The organism is Nitrospina sp. P1_D6 (genome assembly GCF_052156615.1).
Classification (GTDB): Bacteria; Nitrospinota; Nitrospinia; order Nitrospinales; family Nitrospinaceae; genus Nitrospina.
On sequence record NZ_JBQKUN010000004.1, the window covers coordinates 231,802 to 249,065 of the forward strand.

The 17,264-nt window shown below is 60.5% G+C and carries 18 protein-coding genes; 13 read left to right on the forward strand and 5 right to left on the reverse strand.

The window, feature by feature from the left end:
* The 3 genes from ACTRXA_RS09125 to hpnH form a co-directional block, all read right to left on the reverse strand.
* The gene (locus tag ACTRXA_RS09125; protein WP_442426892.1) at window positions 1–969 is read right to left on the reverse strand and encodes a RodZ domain-containing protein; all 969 of its coding nucleotides are present in this window, start codon (window positions 967–969) and stop codon (window positions 1–3) included.
* Between the two features lies 1 nt (window position 970).
* Entirely contained in the window at window positions 971–1,717 is a 747-nt protein-coding gene (locus ACTRXA_RS09130) for a tetratricopeptide repeat protein (protein WP_442426893.1), read from the reverse strand.
* A gap of 300 nt (window positions 1,718–2,017) precedes the next feature.
* The gene (gene hpnH / locus ACTRXA_RS09135; RefSeq protein ID WP_442426894.1) at window positions 2,018–3,025 is read right to left on the reverse strand and encodes an adenosyl-hopene transferase HpnH; all 1,008 of its coding nucleotides are present in this window, start codon (window positions 3,023–3,025) and stop codon (window positions 2,018–2,020) included.
* A gap of 291 nt (window positions 3,026–3,316) precedes the next feature.
* Here hpnH and ACTRXA_RS09140 point away from each other — a divergent pair, with 291 nt between their 5' ends.
* On the forward strand, window positions 3,317–3,514 hold the full coding sequence (locus ACTRXA_RS09140; protein WP_442426895.1) for a hypothetical protein: 198 nt from the start codon (window positions 3,317–3,319) through the stop codon (window positions 3,512–3,514).
* Between the two features lie 94 nt (window positions 3,515–3,608).
* Here ACTRXA_RS09140 and trhP read toward each other — a convergent pair whose 3' ends face one another.
* On the reverse strand, window positions 3,609–4,988 hold the full coding sequence (trhP, locus tag ACTRXA_RS09145; RefSeq protein WP_442426896.1) for a prephenate-dependent tRNA uridine(34) hydroxylase TrhP: 1,380 nt from the start codon (window positions 4,986–4,988) through the stop codon (window positions 3,609–3,611).
* Window positions 4,989–5,276: 288 nt separating this feature from the next.
* A complete protein-coding gene (locus ACTRXA_RS09150; protein WP_442426897.1) occupies window positions 5,277–5,960 on the reverse strand; it encodes a thermonuclease family protein in 684 nt (227 codons plus the stop codon).
* A gap of 96 nt (window positions 5,961–6,056) precedes the next feature.
* Between ACTRXA_RS09150 and ACTRXA_RS09155 the strand changes: the two genes are divergently transcribed.
* The 12 genes from ACTRXA_RS09155 (at window position 6,057) to hypE (ending at window position 17,242) form a co-directional block, all read left to right on the forward strand.
* Window positions 6,057–6,794: a 5-formyltetrahydrofolate cyclo-ligase gene (locus tag ACTRXA_RS09155; RefSeq protein WP_442426898.1), complete on the forward strand. Its 738-nt coding sequence runs from the start codon at window positions 6,057–6,059 to the stop codon at window positions 6,792–6,794.
* A 39-nt stretch (window positions 6,795–6,833) separates the two neighbouring features.
* Window positions 6,834–7,997, forward strand: coding sequence for a 4Fe-4S dicluster domain-containing protein (locus ACTRXA_RS09160; RefSeq protein WP_442426899.1), 1,164 nt, complete (start codon window positions 6,834–6,836; stop codon window positions 7,995–7,997).
* Window positions 7,994–8,476: a cyclic nucleotide-binding domain-containing protein gene (locus tag ACTRXA_RS09165; protein WP_442426900.1), complete on the forward strand. Its 483-nt coding sequence runs from the start codon at window positions 7,994–7,996 to the stop codon at window positions 8,474–8,476. Before ACTRXA_RS09160 ends, ACTRXA_RS09165 begins: the two co-directional genes overlap by 4 nt.
* Window positions 8,476–9,324: an FAD/NAD(P)-binding protein gene (locus tag ACTRXA_RS09170; protein WP_442426901.1), complete on the forward strand. Its 849-nt coding sequence runs from the start codon at window positions 8,476–8,478 to the stop codon at window positions 9,322–9,324. Before ACTRXA_RS09165 ends, ACTRXA_RS09170 begins: the two co-directional genes overlap by 1 nt.
* A 1-nt stretch (window position 9,325) precedes the next feature.
* Entirely contained in the window at window positions 9,326–10,147 is an 822-nt protein-coding gene (locus ACTRXA_RS09175; protein WP_442426902.1) for an oxidoreductase, read from the forward strand.
* Window positions 10,125–11,417: a Ni/Fe hydrogenase subunit alpha gene (locus ACTRXA_RS09180; RefSeq protein ID WP_442426903.1), complete on the forward strand. Its 1,293-nt coding sequence runs from the start codon at window positions 10,125–10,127 to the stop codon at window positions 11,415–11,417. Before ACTRXA_RS09175 ends, ACTRXA_RS09180 begins: the two co-directional genes overlap by 23 nt.
* Before the next feature lie 11 nt (window positions 11,418–11,428).
* The gene (locus tag ACTRXA_RS09185) at window positions 11,429–11,917 is read left to right on the forward strand and encodes a hydrogenase maturation protease (protein ID WP_442426904.1); all 489 of its coding nucleotides are present in this window, start codon (window positions 11,429–11,431) and stop codon (window positions 11,915–11,917) included.
* A complete protein-coding gene (locus tag ACTRXA_RS09190) occupies window positions 11,910–12,206 on the forward strand; it encodes a hydrogenase/urease maturation nickel metallochaperone HypA (RefSeq protein ID WP_442426905.1) in 297 nt (98 codons plus the stop codon). The genes ACTRXA_RS09185 and ACTRXA_RS09190 overlap by 8 nt, the downstream gene beginning before the upstream one ends.
* Window positions 12,193–14,658, forward strand: a complete 2,466-nt coding sequence (gene hypF, locus ACTRXA_RS09195; protein WP_442426906.1) for a carbamoyltransferase HypF — start codon at window positions 12,193–12,195, stop codon at window positions 14,656–14,658. The genes ACTRXA_RS09190 and hypF overlap by 14 nt, the downstream gene beginning before the upstream one ends.
* A 161-nt stretch (window positions 14,659–14,819) precedes the next feature.
* Window positions 14,820–15,074 (forward strand): HypC/HybG/HupF family hydrogenase formation chaperone, encoded by a 255-nt coding sequence (locus ACTRXA_RS09200; protein ID WP_442426907.1) that lies wholly within the window; start codon window positions 14,820–14,822, stop codon window positions 15,072–15,074.
* A gap of 7 nt (window positions 15,075–15,081) precedes the next feature.
* Entirely contained in the window at window positions 15,082–16,167 is a 1,086-nt protein-coding gene (gene hypD, locus ACTRXA_RS09205) for a hydrogenase formation protein HypD (protein ID WP_442426908.1), read from the forward strand.
* Window positions 16,168–16,177: 10 nt separating this feature from the next.
* Window positions 16,178–17,242, forward strand: a complete 1,065-nt coding sequence (gene hypE / locus ACTRXA_RS09210; protein WP_442426909.1) for a hydrogenase expression/formation protein HypE — start codon at window positions 16,178–16,180, stop codon at window positions 17,240–17,242.
* Window positions 17,243–17,264: the final 22 nt, after the last annotated feature.

A 17,264-nucleotide genomic window follows, 5' to 3' on the forward strand; every position in this document is an offset into this window, starting at 1 on the left:
TCACTCTACCAGTTCGGCTTTGAATACGAAGTCGAGGACCACGTTCTGCGTCCCCGGCAGTTCAAACTTGTTCCCGTTCAAAAAAAATTCCGACCCATTCCGGTTTCCGATATCCGCCAGGATCTGGTTCTCCGCTTGCAATACGATACGCTCGCCGGGTTGCAGAGTGAAATCTTTTTCCTTTCCCTCATCCACGATCATGTGGAACCAGGCTTTTTCGCTGGCGCGGATTTCCAGAGAAAAAGCGCCGGAATGGCTTGAACCCGGTGTGTTCAATGAGCTTCGGTCTGTCGGAACTAATTGATCTTGCAGGTCGTTTATTATACCACCATTTTCCGATTCCGAAATCTTATTTTCCCCGGCGGCGGCATCCAGGTCGTTCTTGGGACCGGTCATGGAGGTGGTTTTTGCCTCGGTGGTCTCCATTCCCGAGCCGGGTGGCGGAGGGGCTTCCCCTCCCTGGGGAGGCGGACCGGGCTGCGGACCCGAGCCCATGGTCGGTTCGGATTCCGTGTGGACCGGAGGGGTCGTTTCCTGTTTCATTTCAGGTGGGGGGACGGTCGCTTCCGGCACGGAGGGCGGGGAAGACTGGAAAGTCACCCACACCAGCCAGCCCACCAGGACCAGTCCAACCACAAACCCAACCAGCTTCATCTGCGTCTGCCAGAAAGATTTTTTCTGCTCACGCTGGACGACTTCCTTCAGCGACTGTTCGCGTACTTCGCGCCGGTCCTTGCCGATGCGTTCGTCATAGGCGGTCAACAGCTCGTTGGCATCCACACCCAGCGCTTCCCCATAACCGCGGATGTACCCCTTGATGAACACCTCCGCCGGAAGGTCGTCGTAACGGTCTTCTTCCAGGGCTTCCAGGTGGCGCGTGGGAATGCGGGTGGAGTTGGCGATGTCGTCCAGGGTGACGCTCCGCAACTCCCGCTGGTGTTTCAGATATTGGCCGAAACTGTCTTCCATACTATTTCTTGGGCGAAACCTTCATGCGGTTCAACATGGATTTGGCAGTGCGGGCGTTCTCACTCAACGGCTGGAGATTGATCGCCTCCTGAAGGTGGGGACGGGCGCGCAGGTAATCCCCTTCGTCAAACAACAGCTGACCCAGTTCAAAGTGCGCGCGGGCGGATTCCGGATTCAATTCCACCGCCTTCTGAAAACTTTTGTAGGCCAGCTCGTACTGCTCCGCCTTTTTGTAGGCAAGAGCCAGGTTGATGCGAATCTGGTCACTGTCCTTGATGTCCAGCGCCATTTGCCAGGCGCGTTCCGCCTCATTGTACTGCCCGTTTTTGTAATAGCTGAAAGCCAGCCAGTTGTAGAGCTGTTGCGGGTTCAGCACCTTCTTCGCGTCCAGTGATTTTTTAAGGTGCACAATGGCACGATCCCATCTCTCCGTTTCCATGTACAACCGCCCCAAATACTGGTACGCCTGCATGTATTCGGAATCCAGCCGGATGGCTCGCAGGAAGGATTTTTCGGCGCGTGGATACTGCCGGTCCTTGAAGTACGCCGCACCCAGGGCAACGCGGTAAAACGGATCGTCGGGAACCTCCTTGATGATCTCGACCAGTTCCTGATAATACTTGTCCCGCATGTTGAGGGTGTTGTATTTCTGCGCGTCGTTGTAGCGTTTGCGGGCATCCAGTTTTTCCCGTGGCGTGATCGAGGAGGCGCATCCGGCAAACCCGATTATAAAAACCAGCGCAAGCACTCCAAACCAACCCGCCCTTGACCGAGGAACCGGAACTGAATCTGTCATGATTTTCTATGGGTAAATGGTTGAATTTTTTAGAATTAGTAAATTATAGCAAAAGGCGGGGCGTTGCACAACAAGGGAAGCGGACGGACCTGAAATCCCGTTTTTCAGGGATTTTGCGGGTCACGCAATGGATTTAAAAAAGACGGGAATAAAAAACCCTCCCCTGAATCAGGGGAGGGTTGCAATTACCGGTAAACTTTCGGAACGGGGCCACCGGGCAGTACCCATCTGCCTGTCCACGTACGTGGTGGACTATTGGAAGACGGCTTTGGCCGAGTACACCATGTTGCGCAGGCCGCGCGTCGAGTCCTCCACCGCCGTGGCCTCGTAGCCGCAATGCGCCGTGCAGTCGCGGCACTTGTCGTGGTTGCGGTGACCGTAACTGTCCCAGTCGGTGGTCTTCATCAGGTCACGGAAGCTCTTGGCGTAGCCCTCGTCGAGCAGGTAACACGGCTTCTGCCAGCCGAGAACGGAGTAGCACGGATTGCCCCACGGCGTGCAGTCGTAATCGCGCTTGCCCTGCAAAAAGTCGAGGTAGAACGGCGAGTGGTTGAAGTTCCACCGCCCGTCTTTGTTGCGGTTCAACAGGTCGCCGAAAAATTCCATCGTCTTCGCGCGGCCGGGGAAATGTTCCTGGTCCGGCGCATCCGGATACTGGAAGGCGGAAGACACCGTCATGCCGTCCACGCCCAGCGGCCGGATGTGGTCGAGAAACTGCTCCGCGTATTCAACGGAAACACCATCGAAGAACGTGGTGTTGGTGGTGACGCGAAAGCCTTTTTTCTTGGCGGCGCGGATGGCATCGATTGCCTTGTCGTACACGCCCTCTTCCATACAGATATGGTCGTGGTGTTCCTTCATGCCGTCCAGGTGAATCGACAGCGTGAGCAACGGCGATTTCGGCAGCTGGTCGAGGTACTTCTCAAGCAGGATGGCGTTGGTGCACAGGTACACGTAGCGGCCCTGCTTGACCAGACCTTCGATGATCTCCACGATGTGCGGATGGATCAGCGGTTCGCCGCCGGCGATGGAGACGATCGGCGCGCCGCATTCCTTCGCGGCTTTCAGGCACTGCTCCACGCTCAGATACTGTTTGAGAATATCGTTGGGTTTCTGAATTTTTCCACAGCCCGTGCACTCGAGGTTGCAACGGTAAAGGGGTTCGAGCATCAACACCAGCGGATACTTTTTTTTACCGAGGAGTTTTTGCTTGAACAGATAAAACCCAACTTTCATCGCCTGTCGAATTGGAATCGCCATATATTAATGTCCACTCTTTATAAATGCGGTTGAGAATCACGCAGGATGGGCCGTCCGGTTGAAAATTGTGGGGAGACCGGAATCCGGCTTGCGCTCGGCCTGTAACTTGTTAAAATTCAAATAACAATTGAGGCGACCCATATTATATAAGCAAGCCGCTCCCGGTTTCAAAAATAATTTGGCCGAAGGCCTCATTCTAATCCAGGCAACCCGCTCCGGGACCCCCGCCCCAACAGGGCGGCGGACCGCACACCGCCGGGCCCGCTTCTTCCGAATGTCGAGGACCCCGTTTTGAGAAAAGTCGCCGCCCTTCTCAGCATTGCCGTCATCATCCTAATCATTGATGGAACAATGACTTACGACTTCTTCGACCTGGAGAACAAGAGCTTCGATTTCTGGCTGGCGGCGGGGCTGACGGTCGTCATTTTCATCGTCCTCTGGTTCGCCGAAACCTCCCAGCGCCCCAACAAACCGGGCAACGGAAACTGATCCCGCACCCGTTTTCCCGCGTACTGGGTGAGGGGGAGTCGCAACCCAACCGTTTCCCTTACAGAAAACCGGCTGCAACCTCGGCGTGGGGTGATTATTGCGTGTGCAGGGAGAAAGCGTCCGCCGCCTGCTGGGTGACAACACGGCTGAGCAGAGCGTAGGGCTCGACGGTCTGGTCGGTGGCGATCCACACCTTTCCCGCGCCGCCGTGCGCGACGTTCACCGCTTCGCCTTTCGCATTTTCGATGGCGGCGATGTGGAAGTAACTCTGCCGCGCGGGGGAGATGTACTCGACGCGGTCACCCACTTCAATCCGGTTCTTCACTTCCACTTCCATCCAGCCGGGACGCGCATCCACCACCTGTCCGGCGAACACCTGCGGCAGGTCGGTTTCCTGCGCCGAATCGAACCGTTCGGTCTGGTGATCCGACCGCGGCACCAAAAACGCCGAGGTGAAGCCACGGTTGGCGGTCTTGTTGATCTCGTCGATGAGTTTGGGATCGAATCCCTTGCCGCGCGCGAGGTCGTCGATGGCGCGGCGGTAACTGCGCACCACCATCGACAGATAGTAGATGGTCTTGGTGCGGCCTTCAATTTTGAACGAACACACGCCCGCGTCATGAATCGGTTTCAGGTACTCGATGGCGCGCAGGTCTTTCGAGTTCATGATGTAAGTGCCGTGCTCGTCTTCGTCAATGGGCATCAGCTCGCCCGGCCGTTCGCGCTCTTCCAGGAAATACTCGCCATTCAGGATTTCCGGCTGGTGCGTGCTCTGCACGGGCGCCGACTCGTGCGGCTGCTGGTGCACGTTGTACTCCCAGCGGCAACTGTTGGTGCAGGTGCCCTGGTTGGCGTCGCGGTGGTTGAAATAATTCGACAGCAGGCACCGGCCCGAATAGGCAATACAAATTGCGCCGTGCACGAACGACTCCAGCTCCATCCCCGGCACCTTCTCGTGGATCTCGGCGATCTCCGGCAAAGACAACTCGCGTGACAGGATGATGCGGCTCACGCCTTCGTCGTACCAGAACTGCACCGACTCGTAATTGATGGTGTTGGTCTGCACCGACAAATGCACCGGCACGTGCGGGAACTCGCGGCGGGCGAAGCGGATCATCCCCGGATCTGCCATGATGAACGCGTCGGGTTGCGCATCCGCATAAAACGCCAGCGACTGCTTGAACGAATCGATCTTGCGGTTGGGCGGCAGGATGTTGGCGGTGATGTAAATCTTCCGCCCCATCCGGTGCGTGCGCTCGATGGCCTCTTTCAGCGTCGCGTCCTTGAACGGATTTTCGCGCGCTCGCAGCGAGAACCGCGGAATGCCCGCATAGACCGCATCGGCGCCGTAGGCCAGCGCGTAATCGAGCTTCTCCGGGCTGCCCGCAGGGGCCAGCAATTCCGGCACTCGCGTACCGGAGGAGGAAACGGAACCGTTCCCGGCCACAGTCTGTTTGTCGTCGGCGTTGTTCATGATGGTTGATTATATATAAAGGAACGCTTCCGCGAAAGTCCAACAACTGTTTTTCATGCAAGAAGTTGCTCTGGCCGGACTTTTTATTAAGAAATGGGGGATAACCGGCCCCCCTTCTCCGAAGGGGGCTGGGGGGCTTTTTCCTTCTTCTTTATCGGTGCTTTCTTCTTGGACACTCCCCCTCCTTCGCAAGGAGGGGATTGAGGGGAGGTTACCGATGATCCCTCCCTTGATCTCCCTCCCAGGGAACTCTGTGTTCATCTGTGTGTATCGGTGGTTGGATTGGCTTCAGGACGGGCAATGGCGGGCGGGCCGGTAGCCCAGCTCCTGGGCCTGTTTCCGGGTCTGGAAAATGACGGGTTTCCTGATCCGCACGGCGCGCGAATACCCCCGGCAGGCAGGCCACTGGTAGGTGCGGCTCCGGGGATCGCCTATGATCCCGTAATGCAGGACGCGGTCGTAATCCATCTCCGCCTGGCTCCAAGGCGCGGCGGGAATGACCTTCTCGCGGCGGTGTTCCCACGGCGGGACGGGTTCCACCTGCATCCACAACCCCAGGCTGTGGGCGAAGGCGTGGTGCTCCAGCGTGGTCAGGCGCTCGTCGGGATCGGGTGTGGCGCGGTAATGCCAGCCGTAGCCCTGGGCGATGACCTCGTCGTTCACCACCCGGCCTCCCGCCAGCACAGCGCGGCCCACGTGCCAGCCGTCCTTGTCCACGAAGGAGACGTCGACGCGGATGGCGCGGTGCCGGATCAATTCGTCCAGGTAATCGAACGCCTGCCTGCCGAACGGCTGGCCCGGCTCCGGTGCGTCCACTTCTTCCAATCGCACCTTGTATCGTTTATTCTCGACCTCGAGCGCAAAGGCGTCGCCGGAGAGGATCTCTACCGCATGCCCGACCAGGATTTTTTCCGGCGAGCCCAGCGCCGCCGTCAGCAACGCCACCCCCACCGCGAGTTTTAGGAAATGCATACCTTATTATATCGGACAGACGGGGAAATTCCTGGGTCCCACGCCAATAAAGTGGTTCTATTGAATGCGATTACAGAGGAATCGATTTAAACAACCATGAAGCGCAAAACCAAACAGTCGGTACGGCAGGAGGTGTGGTCGGAAATGAAGAGTGAGAAGGTCGCGCGCTTTCCGTTTCCCATCAAGGGCCGCATCCCGAACTTCAAAGGTGCCGAAGCCGCGGTCGAACGCCTGCGCACACTGCCCTGCTATCAAAAGGCGAAAACCCTCAAGTGCAATCCCGATTCTCCCCAGCGGTTCCTGCGCCAGGCGGCGCTTGAGGACGGCAAAACCGTGTTCATGGCGGTGCCGCGCCTGAGAAAAGAAAAATGTTTTCTGAAACTCGATCCCGCAAAGATCGATCCGCGCAACTTCAAAAAAGCGGCGAGCATATCGGGATCGGAACAGTTCGGCGTGCCCGTCACGCCGCAGGAGATGCCGGCGATCGACCTCATCAGCGCGGGGTCGGTGGCGGTGCGCAGAAACGGCACGCGCATCGGCAAGGGCGGGGGCTACTCGGACCTCGAGTTCGGCATCGCCACGGACCTCAAACTCATCACGAAAAAGACCGTCATCGTCACCACCGTGCACGACCTGCAGCTGGTGGATGCGGAATGGGAGGTCATGCCTTACGACATTCCGCTCGACTGGATCCTCACGCCAACGCAATCCATTGAATGTAAAAACAAACACGCCAGGCCGAAGGGCGTGCTGCGGGACCACCTCGACCCCGCCATGCAACGCGACATCCCCATTCTGGAGAGACTTATTGGACCTTTCCCGCAAAGGGAGTAAACTACAGGTATCCGACCCACCATTCGAAAGGTACGGGTTATGGCGGAGTTGCAGGTTGGCGAACAGGTTTTGCTGGACCGCAAGGGACTCGACGCCCTTCTGCAGGCTCTGCGCCGTGCCCGCTACCGGGTGGTGGGACCCACCCTCCGTGACCAGGCGGTGGTGTACGATGAAGTGCGGTCGATCAAGGACCTCCCCGAAGGCTGGACCGACGAACAGGAAGGCGGCATCTACCGTTTGAAAAAACGCGAGGACGCCGCGCTGTTCGGGTACATCATCAGTCCCCATTCCTGGAAACAGTTCCTGTTTCCCCCGCGCCAGAAATTGTGGGAAGCCGACCGCAAGGGCCGTGGCATGGCCATCACACCCAACGAAGAAGACGCGCCGCGCTATGCATTACTGGGAGTGCGTGCCTGCGAACTGCACGCCATCCGCATTCAGGACAAGGTGTTCCTGGAAGGCCCGTACGTCGATCCCATCTACAAGGCGCACCGCGAACGTGCGTTCATCATCGCCGTGCAATGCACGCAGGCAGGCAACACCTGCTTTTGCGTGTCGATGAACTCCGGCCCGAAAGCGGAATCGGGATTCGACCTGGCGCTCACCGAGATCGTGCAGAAAACCACTTCCCACTTCGTGGTCGAGGTGGGCAGTGACGCCGGCGCGCGCCTGCTCTCCAGGGTCCCGGTTAAAAAGGCGAAAGCCGCCGACACCGAAAAAGCCGCACAGGCCCGGGACAACGCCGTCCAGCAGATGGGCCGCAGTATGAAAAGCGACGACCTCCAGGAACTCCTGCAGAACAATTACGAACACCCGCGCTGGGAACAGGTCGCCCAACGTTGCCTCGCCTGCGCCAATTGCACCATGGCGTGCCCCACCTGCTTTTGCTCCACCGTTGAAGACGTCACCGACCTTTCCGGCGACCACGCCGAGCGCTGGCGCAGCTGGGATTCGTGTTTCACCCTGGATTTTTCATACATCCACGGCGGCAACGTGCGCCACTCCACCCTGTCGCGCTACCGCCAATGGATGACGCACAAACTGTCCACCTGGCATGACCAGTTCGAATCCAGCGGATGCGTCGGGTGCGGGCGGTGCATCACCTGGTGCCCGGTGGGCATCGACATCACGGAAGAAGTGGCCGCCATCCGCATCCCGCCGCCCCCTTCCGTCAACCACGAGGACGAGGAGTCTCCGCCATGAACGCGCAGGAAACCAACTTGAAAACCCTGGAATCCATTCTCGCCGAACATCCGTTCTTCGCAGGATTGCAGGACAAATACATGAAGCTGGTCATCGGCTGCGCATCGAACGTGCGGTTCGAGTCGGGGGAGTTCCTGTTTCGCGAAGGGGCGGCGGCGGATCATTTTTACATCATCCGGCACGGACGCGTGGCGCTGGAGATGGCGCCGCCCAACAAGCCGCCGATGATCGTGGACACCGTCGAAGGCGGGCAGGTGCTCGGCTGGTCGTGGCTGGCGCCGCCTCACCTGTGGCATTTCGATGCGCATGCAATGACCCTCGTGCGGGCCATCGCGCTGGATGCCGCCTGCCTGCGCAAAAAAATAGAGGCCGATCACGAACTGGGTTATGAACTGTTCCGGCGGTTCTTCATCATCGCCGCCGAACGCCTGCAACACACGCGCATTCAGTTGATGGACGTGTACGGGAGCACGGTCTGATGTTCGCCGCCGCGCAACCGATGGCTCAACCCATGATCCCGGAACCGCACCGCATCCTGCGCGTGCAGAAGGAAACCCGCGACAGCTTCACCCTGGAGACCCAGCCGGTGAAAGGAGCCAGGCGGTTCGATTTCAAACCGGGTCAGTTCAACATGCTTTACGTGTTCGGTGTGGGCGAGGTGCCGATTTCCATCAGTGGCGATCCGCAGAAACCGGAAACCCTGCTCCATACCATCCGCTCTGTCGGCACGGTGACGCGCCACCTGAAAAAACTGCAGAAGGGCGACGTCATCGGCATCCGCGGCCCGTTCGGGTCGCACTGGCCGGTGGCGGCGGCGGAAGGAAACGACGTCGTGTTCATCGCCGGGGGCATCGGGCTCGCACCGTTGCGTCCCGCCATCTACCAGGTACTGGCGCGGCGGGAAAAGTACGGCGACGTGTTCATCCTGTACGGGGCCCGCACGCCCGCTGACATGATCTTCCGCAAGGAGCTGGAGGCGTGGCGCGGCCGATTCGACCTGGAAGTGGACGCGACGGTGGACACGGCCCAGCGTGGCTGGCTGGGCAACGTCGGCGTGGTGACGCAGATCGTGAAGAAAGCGAAGTTCGACGCGCACCAGACCGTCGCCATGATCTGCGGGCCGGAGGTGATGATGCGGTTCACGGTCAACGAGCTGATGGATGAGGGACTGAGCGGCGACGACATTCACCTGACCATGGAGCGCAACATGAAGTGCGCCATCGGGTTCTGCGGACATTGCCAGTACGGACCGGACTTCGTGTGCCTGGACGGCCCGGTGTTTCCGTACCAGCGCATCCGCCGCCTGTTCGGCAAGCGGGAGATCTGACATGGCGAGTAAGAAACCCACGGCCAAACGCAAACCGTCGCACCGCAAACCGAAACTCGCAGTGTGGAAGTTCGCGTCCTGCGACGGATGCCAGTTGAGCCTGCTCGACTGCGAGGACGAACTGCTCACCGTGGCCGAGCACATCACCATCGCCAATTTCCCGGAAGCGTCGAGCCGCATTCTGAAAGGGCCCTATGATGTGTCGCTGGTGGAGGGATCGATCACCACCCCGCACGACGCCGAGCGCATTCACCAGATCCGGCGCATTTCCAAGACACTGATCACCATCGGCGCCTGCGCCACCGCCGGGGGCATCCAGTCGCTCCGCAACTTCAAGGACGTCAACGAATTCATCTCCATCGTGTACGCCACGCCGGATTACATCGACAGCCTGAAAAAATCGACCGCCATCGAAGAACACGTGGCCGTCGATTTTCAATTGCAGGGGTGTCCCATCAACAAGCACCAGTTGCTCGAGGTGATCAACGCGTTTCTAAATGAACGCAAACCGAACACGCCCCCGCACAGCGTGTGCCTGGAATGCAAACGCGCGGGCAACGTGTGCGTGATGGTGGCCCACGGCACGCCGTGCATGGGTCCCATCACCCACGCCGGGTGCGGCGCGCTGTGCCCCAGTTACAACCGCGGCTGTTACGCCTGCTTCGGTCCCAAGGAAAAAGCCAACACGAATGCGATGAGCCGCGCATTCCTGGACATGGGTATCGACGAGGACAGCGTGCGCCGCGTGTTCCGCGGGGTTTACGGCTGGACCAAAAAGTTCCGCAGGGAAAGCGAAGCGTATGAAAAAAACCCGGACCATTAAAGTCGATTACCTGGCGCGGGTGGAAGGCGAGGGCGCGCTGTATCTTAAAATACAGGACGGCGCATTGAAGGACGTGCAACTCAAAATCTTCGAGCCTCCGCGTTTTTTCGAAGCGTTCCTGCGCGGCCGCCAGTTCACCGAAGCGCCGGACATCACGGCGCGCATCTGCGGTATCTGCCCCATTGCCTACCAGATGAGCGCGGTGCACGCCATGGAGGACGCGCTGGGGGTGACCATGACCCCGCCACTCCGCGCCCTGCGCCGCCTCATTTACTGCGGCGAATGGATCGAAAGCCACATCCTGCACGCCTTCATGCTGCACGCGCCGGATTTCCTGGGGTACCACGACGCCATCCAGATCGCGAAAGACCACAAACAGCTGATCGAAAACGTTCTGCGTTTCAAAAAACACGGCAACGAGATCGTCGCTTTCCTCGGCGGACGCGAGATTCATCCCATCAACGTGAAGGTCGGCGGATTTTACAAGGTGCCGCGCAAAACCGATTTCAAAAAGCTGGAGGAAAATCTGAAGTGGTGCCGCGACTTCGCGCTGCAGGCGGTTGAGTTCGTCGCGAAACTGCCGTTTCCCGATTTCGAAGTGGACTACGAATTCGTCGCCCTCCACCACCCGGAGGAATACCCGTTCAACGAAGGCCGCATCGTGTCCAGCCGCGGACTCGACATCGCCGCCCGCGAGTACGACGATCATTTTGAGGAACAGCACGTCGAGCGGTCCAACGCGTTACATTCGGTATTGAAAGCACGCGGCAATTATTTCGTGGGGCCGCTGGCGCGATTCAACCTGAATCACCACCAGCTTCCGCCCGTCGCCAGGCAGGCGGCGCGTGCGGCGAAACTCAAGGCGCCCTGCCGCAATCCGTTCAAGAGCATCATCGTGCGTTGCGTGGAGGCGCTGTTCGCGGTGGACGAGGCGTTGCGCCTGATCCGCCATTACGAGATGCCGGATCGGCCGGCGCTCGACATCGAACCGAAAGCGGGCACCGGATACGCCTGTACGGAAGCGCCGCGCGGCATCCTGTACCACCGCTACCGCATCGACGACGCGGGCCTCATCCAGGACGCGAAGATCGTGCCGCCCACGTCGCAGAACCAGAAGACCATTGAGGAAGACCTGCGGCAGTTCGTTCCCCAGTATATGGATCTTCCCGACGACAAACTGCAATGGCAGTGCGAGCAGGCGATCCGCAATTACGATCCGTGCATCTCCTGCGCCACGCACTTCCTGAAAATGGAAGTGGACCGTTGCTGAAAGGACTCTCCATGACAGATTCGCCCCCTATTCTCGTTCTCGGCATCGGCAACCTGTGGCGCGGTGACGATGCGGCTGGCCGCCACGCGGCACAGCGGCTGGCGAAACAAATTTCCTCGCCTGCCGTTACGGTGCGGGAAGTGGAGGGCGAGGGCGCGGCGGTGATGGAGGCGCTGGAATCACCCGACGCCGCCGTCCTGATCGACGCGGTGGAATCGGGCGCGACCCCCGGCACGGTGCACCGCTGGGACGTGAGCGCCGAAAGCATGAACGCCCGCTTCCTGCGTTGTTCGACCCACAATTTCAGCGTGCACGACGCAGTGGAGATGGCGCGCGCGCTTGGCAAACTGCCACCGCGCGTGGTCGTGTTCGGCATCGAGGGCAAAGCGTTCTCGCCGGGGCAGGGGATGTCCCCGGAAGTGGAAGCTTCGCTGGATGAACTCGCCGCCCAAGTGCTCGACCAGGTTCACACTCTCATGAAGGAAACCCGGCATGCATGAACAATCGCTGATGAACGACCTGATGCGCAAAATCCTGTCGGTTTCCCTGAACCACCAGAACGCGCGGGTGGTGGGGTTGAACGTGAAGCTCGGGGCTCTGGCGCACATCTCGCCGGAACACTTCATGGAACATTTCCAGGATGCCGCGGTCGGGACCGTGGCCGAAGGCGCGCGGGTGAACATCGAGGTCGGCACCGACACCACCGACCCGCAGGCGCAGGAGATCTGGATCGAAAGCGTGGAACTGGAAGATCTCTCGGAGGATTCGTCGGGACATGGAAACCGGTGACATCACAACGCGCATCCGCATCACCCTGCGCGGCAAGGTGCAGGGCGTGGGCTTCCGTCCGTTCATCTACAACCTGGCCACGGACCTCAACCTCACGGGCTGGGTCGCCAACACGGGACAGGGGGTGGTGATCGATGCGGAAGGCCCGTTGTCCAATCTCGACGCCTTCCTTTATCGCATCGATGAGGAAAAACCCCCGCTCGCTCACATCCAGGGTCTGGAACACACGTATCTCGACCCGGAGGGTTATGAAATTTTTGAAATCCGCGAAAGCTCCGACGGAACTGCAAAGTCGTTCTGGGTGCTTCCGGATATCGCCACCTGCGGCGACTGCCTGGAGGAAGTGTTCGATCCGCAAAACCGGCGTCACCGGTATCCCTTCACCAACTGCACGCGATGCGGCCCGCGGTTCAGCATCATGACCGCCCTTCCCTACGACCGGCCCAATACATCCATGCGTGTATTTGAAATGTGCGAGGCCTGCCTCGCCGAATACGAGGACCCGCAGAACCGCCGCTTCCACGCCCAGCCGAACGCCTGCCCCCAGTGCGGCCCACGGCTCTCTTACCTCGACCCCGCCGGAACCGAACTGGCCGCTGGGGACGACGCTTTGATGCGCGCGGTGGAGGCCTTGCGTGACGGATGCATCGTTGCAGTCAAGGGTCTCGGTGGATTCCACCTGATGGCCGACGCCAGCAGCGAGGAGGCCATCGGCCAACTTAGAAAAAGCAAGCAGCGCGAAGAAAAGCCGCTGGCCGTCCTGTTCCCGGATCTGGAATCGGTCCAGCAAGTATGCGACGTGTCCCCGATGGAACGGCGGGCGCTATTGTCACCGGAAACACCCATCGTTCTGCTCCACCGCAAAAACAACTCGCTTCCCGACAACATCGCACCGGACAACCCGTACCTCGGCGTCCTGCTTCCAATGACCGCCCTGCATCATTTGATCGCACGCGAACTCGGTCGCCCGGTCATCGCCACCAGCGGCAACCTTTCTGAGGAAACCCTGTGCACGCAAAACGACGAGGCTCTGCAACGGTTGAACAAGATGGCCGATGGCTTTCTTGTTCACGACCGCGACATCGTCAACCATGTGGATGATTCCATTGTGCGGGTGGTGCTGGGCCGGGAGATGGTACTGCGCCGGGGGCGCGGCTTCGCACCCTCCACGTTTCCCATCACGCGGCACTGGGGGTTCGGCAGTGTGGACCTGCAGGTGCTGGCCGTGGGACCGCACATGAAAAACACCGTCGCCCTGTACAAAAACGGAGAGATTGCGCTCAGCCAGCACATCGGTGACCTCGTATCGCCGCATTCGGTGACCACTTTCAAAAAAACGATCGATACGCTGACGCGGTTTTACGGGATCCAGCCGGAACTGGTGGTGCACGACTTTCATCCCGACTACGCATCGACGCGCTATGCGGAAGACCGGGACCTGCCGCGCGATGCAGTGCAACATCATTTCGCGCACGTGCTGGCGTGCATGGTGGACAACGAGGTACCGCCTCCGGCGCTCGGTGTCAGCTGGGACGGCACGGGGTACGGACTCGACCGCACGGTGTGGGGCGGCGAGTTTCTGCTGGTTTCGGAAGAAGGGTTCTCACGCGAAGGGCATTTCCGTTCCTTCATGCTTCCCGGCGGGGAACAGGCGGTGCGCGAGCCGCGCCGCGCGGCGCTGGGTCTGCTTTATGAAATGCTGGGAGTGGAGGTGTTCGAACGCAACGACCTCATGAATTCATTGCGATGGAGTCCTCCCGAACGCGACGTGCTTTGCGGCATGCTGGAAAAACAAATGAACGCGCCCCGCACTTCCAGCGCCGGACGCCTGTTCGATGCGGTGTCGGCCCTGCTGGGACTCGGCCTGCACAACCGTTACGAAGGACAGGGGGCCATGCGGCTTGAATTCGCCACGGGAATTTTTCTGTCACCGGCGGAAAGCAAAGCGGGCCCGGTCAGGTCCCCCGCCCGCGAACCGTGGATCAGCGAAGAGGAAATCGTCGGCTCGCCCCGCAACTCGGGAGGTCCATCCTCCATCGGCATTCCGTGGTCCGACGAACGCTACACATTCAAAATCCTGGAAGTGGGGTCGGGGAAGTCTCCGGCGGAAGCCGTGCACCGGTACACTTACGTGGTGGACTGGCAACCGATGATCGAGGAGATTTTAAGCGACCTCGCCCGGCACCGCGCGGTGAATGAAATCGCCACCACGTTTCATCATACGCTGGCGGACATCGTGGTGGGCATGGCGCAACTGGTTGGGGAGCCGCGCGTGGTGCTGAGCGGCGGCTGTTTTCAGAACCGGGTGCTGACGGAGATGACGGTGACGGCGCTTCGCGAAGCGGGATTCCAGCCGTCCTGGCACCAGCGCATCCCGCCCAACGACGGCGGCGTGGCGGTGGGGCAAATCCTCGCCGCCCTGCAAAAAGAAGCGCCGAAAACGATAATGTGAAAGAAAACATGGATTCTTCGTCGCCTGCGGTTCTTCGGAATGACACGCTGGGGCCTGATTTGCCATTCTGAGCGCCAGCCAAGCATCTGTGGGTTTTTAAAATTGCCACGCGAACATCGTCCCGGAGCAGAGGGAACGAAAGAGGGAAGTTGGTTTTTACTATGTGCCTGGCCATACCGGGAAAAATCGAAAGCATCGAAGAAGGCGATCCGTTGACGCGCAAAGGCCGCATCGACTTCGGCGGCATCGTGAAAGAAGCCTGGCTGTCCTACGTGCCGGAGGCGGAGGTGGGCGATTACGTGATCGTGCATGCCGGGTTCGCCATCAGCCGCGTCGATGAAGCCGAGGCGCACCGCGCCCTGAAGTACCTGGAAGAAATGGGCCGGCTCGATTCCCCGCCGCCGGAGGAGGAGTGACCCCATTATGAAATTCCTCGACGAATTCCGCGATCCGGAAGCCGCGCGGCGCCTCGCCGACGCTTTACACAAAACCGTCACCCGACCGTGGCGCATCATGGAAGTCTGCGGCGGGCAGACGCACAGCATCGTCAAGCACGGCATCGACCAGCTGCTGCCCGAACCCATCACGCTCGTGCACGGACCCGGCTGTCCGGTGTGCGTGACGCCTGTGGAGTTGATCGACCGCGCCATCGACATCGCTCAGCAACCGGGGGTGACACTCTGCTCGTTCGGCGACATGATGCGGGTGCCGGGAACCGGCCGCGACCTGCTGTCGGTGAAAGCGGCAGGCGGCGATGTGCGCATGGTGTACTCGCCGATGGATGCGGTCCAGCTGGCGGAAGAACAGCCCGCACGGCAGGTGGTTTTTTTCGCTGTGGGATTCGAAACCACCGCTCCCGCCAACGCCATGGCGGTGCACCAGGCAAAGCGACGCGGGCTCACAAATTTTTCCATGCTGGTCTCGCAGGTGCTGGTGCCGCCGGCGGTGGAATCGATCCTGCAATCGGAACAACACCGCATCGACGGGTTTCTGCTGGCGGGCCACGTGTGCACGGTGATGGGTTTCACCGAATACGAACCGATCGCCGAACGCTACCGGGTGCCGCTGGTGGTGACGGGGTTCGAGCCGGTGGACATCCTGCACGGTCTGTACCTGTGCGTGCGCCAACTGGAAAGCGGCCGCGCCGAGGTGGAAAACCAGTACACGCGTTCGGTGACGCGCGCCGGCAACCGTCCCGCGCAGGAGCTGATCCAGAAAGTGTTTCGCGTGGTGCCGCGCGCCTGGCGGGGCATCGGCGAAATCCCGGCCAGCGGCCTGGGCCTGACCCCGGAATATGAAGCGTTTGATGCGGAACGGCGTTTCGGCATCGCTTCACCTCGCGTGGAAGAAAACACGGAGTGCATCAGCGGGCGCATTCTTCTGGGACTGGACAAGCCCTCGGACTGCCCGGCGTTCGGCACGCGCTGCACACCGGAAAAACCGCTGGGCGCGACCATGGTCAGCACCGAAGGCGCCTGCGCGGCCTATTACCGTTACCGCCCTTCATAAGGAGCGCACCGTGGACAAACCGGAACACCGTACTTTTGCCGATGGACTGCAATGCCCCGTTCCGTTGAACGACACTCCGCAGGTCCTGCTGGCGCATGGAGGCGGCGGACGCCTGATGCACCAGCTCATCGACACGATATTCGCCGCCGCTTTCGGCACGCAGGCGACGCAGCACGACGGCGCGGTGTTTCCGGTGAACGAGGGCGAACTCGCGTTCACCACCGATTCCTACGTCGTGCATCCGCTGTTCTTTCCCGGTGGCGATATCGGCCGGCTCGCGGTGTGGGGAACGGTGAACGACCTGGCCATGTGCGGTGCGGTGCCGGATTCCCTGAGCGCGGGCTTCATCCTCGAAGAAGGACTTTCGATGGAAACGCTGTGGCAGGTGGTGCAGTCGATGCAGCGCGCCGCGGAGAGAGCCGGGGTGCGCATCGTCACCGGCGACACCAAGGTGGTCGAGCGCGGCAAGGGCGACGGGATGTTCATCAACACCGCCGGGGTGGGGCGGGTGATCGCACCGCAACCTGTTGCTCCCGGCCGCGTTCAGGCGGGCGACGCGATTCTTCTTAACGGCGATGTCGGACGCCACGGCATGGCACTCGTGCAGGTGCGGGAAGGCCTGCGGTTCGAGTCGGCGATCGAAAGCGATTGCGCGCCCTTGCATGGCATGGTGCGCGACCTGATCGAAGGCGGCATCGACGTGCATTGCCTGCGCGACCTGACGCGCGGCGGACTGGCCACGGCGCTGGTGGAAATCGCAAGGGCTTCTTCTTTGTCTTTCGCGCTGGAGGAAACCCAGATCGCTGTGACCGACGCGGTGCGCGGCGCGTGCGAGCTTTTGGGATTCGATCCGCTTTACGTCGCCAACGAGGGACGGTGCGTGGCGTTCGTTCCGGAAGAGCAGGCGGAACCGGCAGTTCGGATCATGCGCCGGCACGAAACCGGACGCCACGCCCTACGCATCGGCACCGTGGAAAAGGAGGAAGCGCGCGGACGCGTCACCCTGCACAGTGCCTTCGGCACCACGCGCCTGCTCGACATGCTGAGCGGCGACCAGCTGCCGCGCATCTGCTAGCGGATTCCACTTTCACGCAGTT

What these genes read in the sequence shown, in the direction of transcription:
- ACTRXA_RS09125 (WP_442426892.1), bottom strand. Translation starts at nt 969, where the DNA reads ATGGAAGACAGTTTCGGCCAATATCTGAAACACCAGCGGGAGTTGCGG.
- hpnH (WP_442426894.1), bottom strand. Translation starts at nt 3,025, where the DNA reads ATGGCGATTCCAATTCGACAGGCGATGAAAGTTGGGTTTTATCTGTTC.
- trhP (WP_442426896.1), bottom strand. Translation starts at nt 4,988, where the DNA reads ATGAACAACGCCGACGACAAACAGACTGTGGCCGGGAACGGTTCCGTT.
- ACTRXA_RS09150 (WP_442426897.1), bottom strand. Translation starts at nt 5,960, where the DNA reads ATGCATTTCCTAAAACTCGCGGTGGGGGTGGCGTTGCTGACGGCGGCG.
- ACTRXA_RS09155 (WP_442426898.1), top strand. Translation starts at nt 6,057, where the DNA reads ATGAAGCGCAAAACCAAACAGTCGGTACGGCAGGAGGTGTGGTCGGAA.
- ACTRXA_RS09160 (WP_442426899.1), top strand. Translation starts at nt 6,834, where the DNA reads ATGGCGGAGTTGCAGGTTGGCGAACAGGTTTTGCTGGACCGCAAGGGA.
- ACTRXA_RS09165 (WP_442426900.1), top strand. Translation starts at nt 7,994, where the DNA reads ATGAACGCGCAGGAAACCAACTTGAAAACCCTGGAATCCATTCTCGCC.
- ACTRXA_RS09170 (WP_442426901.1), top strand. Translation starts at nt 8,476, where the DNA reads ATGTTCGCCGCCGCGCAACCGATGGCTCAACCCATGATCCCGGAACCG.
- ACTRXA_RS09175 (WP_442426902.1), top strand. Translation starts at nt 9,326, where the DNA reads ATGGCGAGTAAGAAACCCACGGCCAAACGCAAACCGTCGCACCGCAAA.
- ACTRXA_RS09180 (WP_442426903.1), top strand. Translation starts at nt 10,125, where the DNA reads ATGAAAAAAACCCGGACCATTAAAGTCGATTACCTGGCGCGGGTGGAA.
- ACTRXA_RS09185 (WP_442426904.1), top strand. Translation starts at nt 11,429, where the DNA reads ATGACAGATTCGCCCCCTATTCTCGTTCTCGGCATCGGCAACCTGTGG.
- ACTRXA_RS09190 (WP_442426905.1), top strand. Translation starts at nt 11,910, where the DNA reads ATGCATGAACAATCGCTGATGAACGACCTGATGCGCAAAATCCTGTCG.
- hypF (WP_442426906.1), top strand. Translation starts at nt 12,193, where the DNA reads ATGGAAACCGGTGACATCACAACGCGCATCCGCATCACCCTGCGCGGC.
- ACTRXA_RS09200 (WP_442426907.1), top strand. Translation starts at nt 14,820, where the DNA reads ATGTGCCTGGCCATACCGGGAAAAATCGAAAGCATCGAAGAAGGCGAT.
- hypD (WP_442426908.1), top strand. Translation starts at nt 15,082, where the DNA reads ATGAAATTCCTCGACGAATTCCGCGATCCGGAAGCCGCGCGGCGCCTC.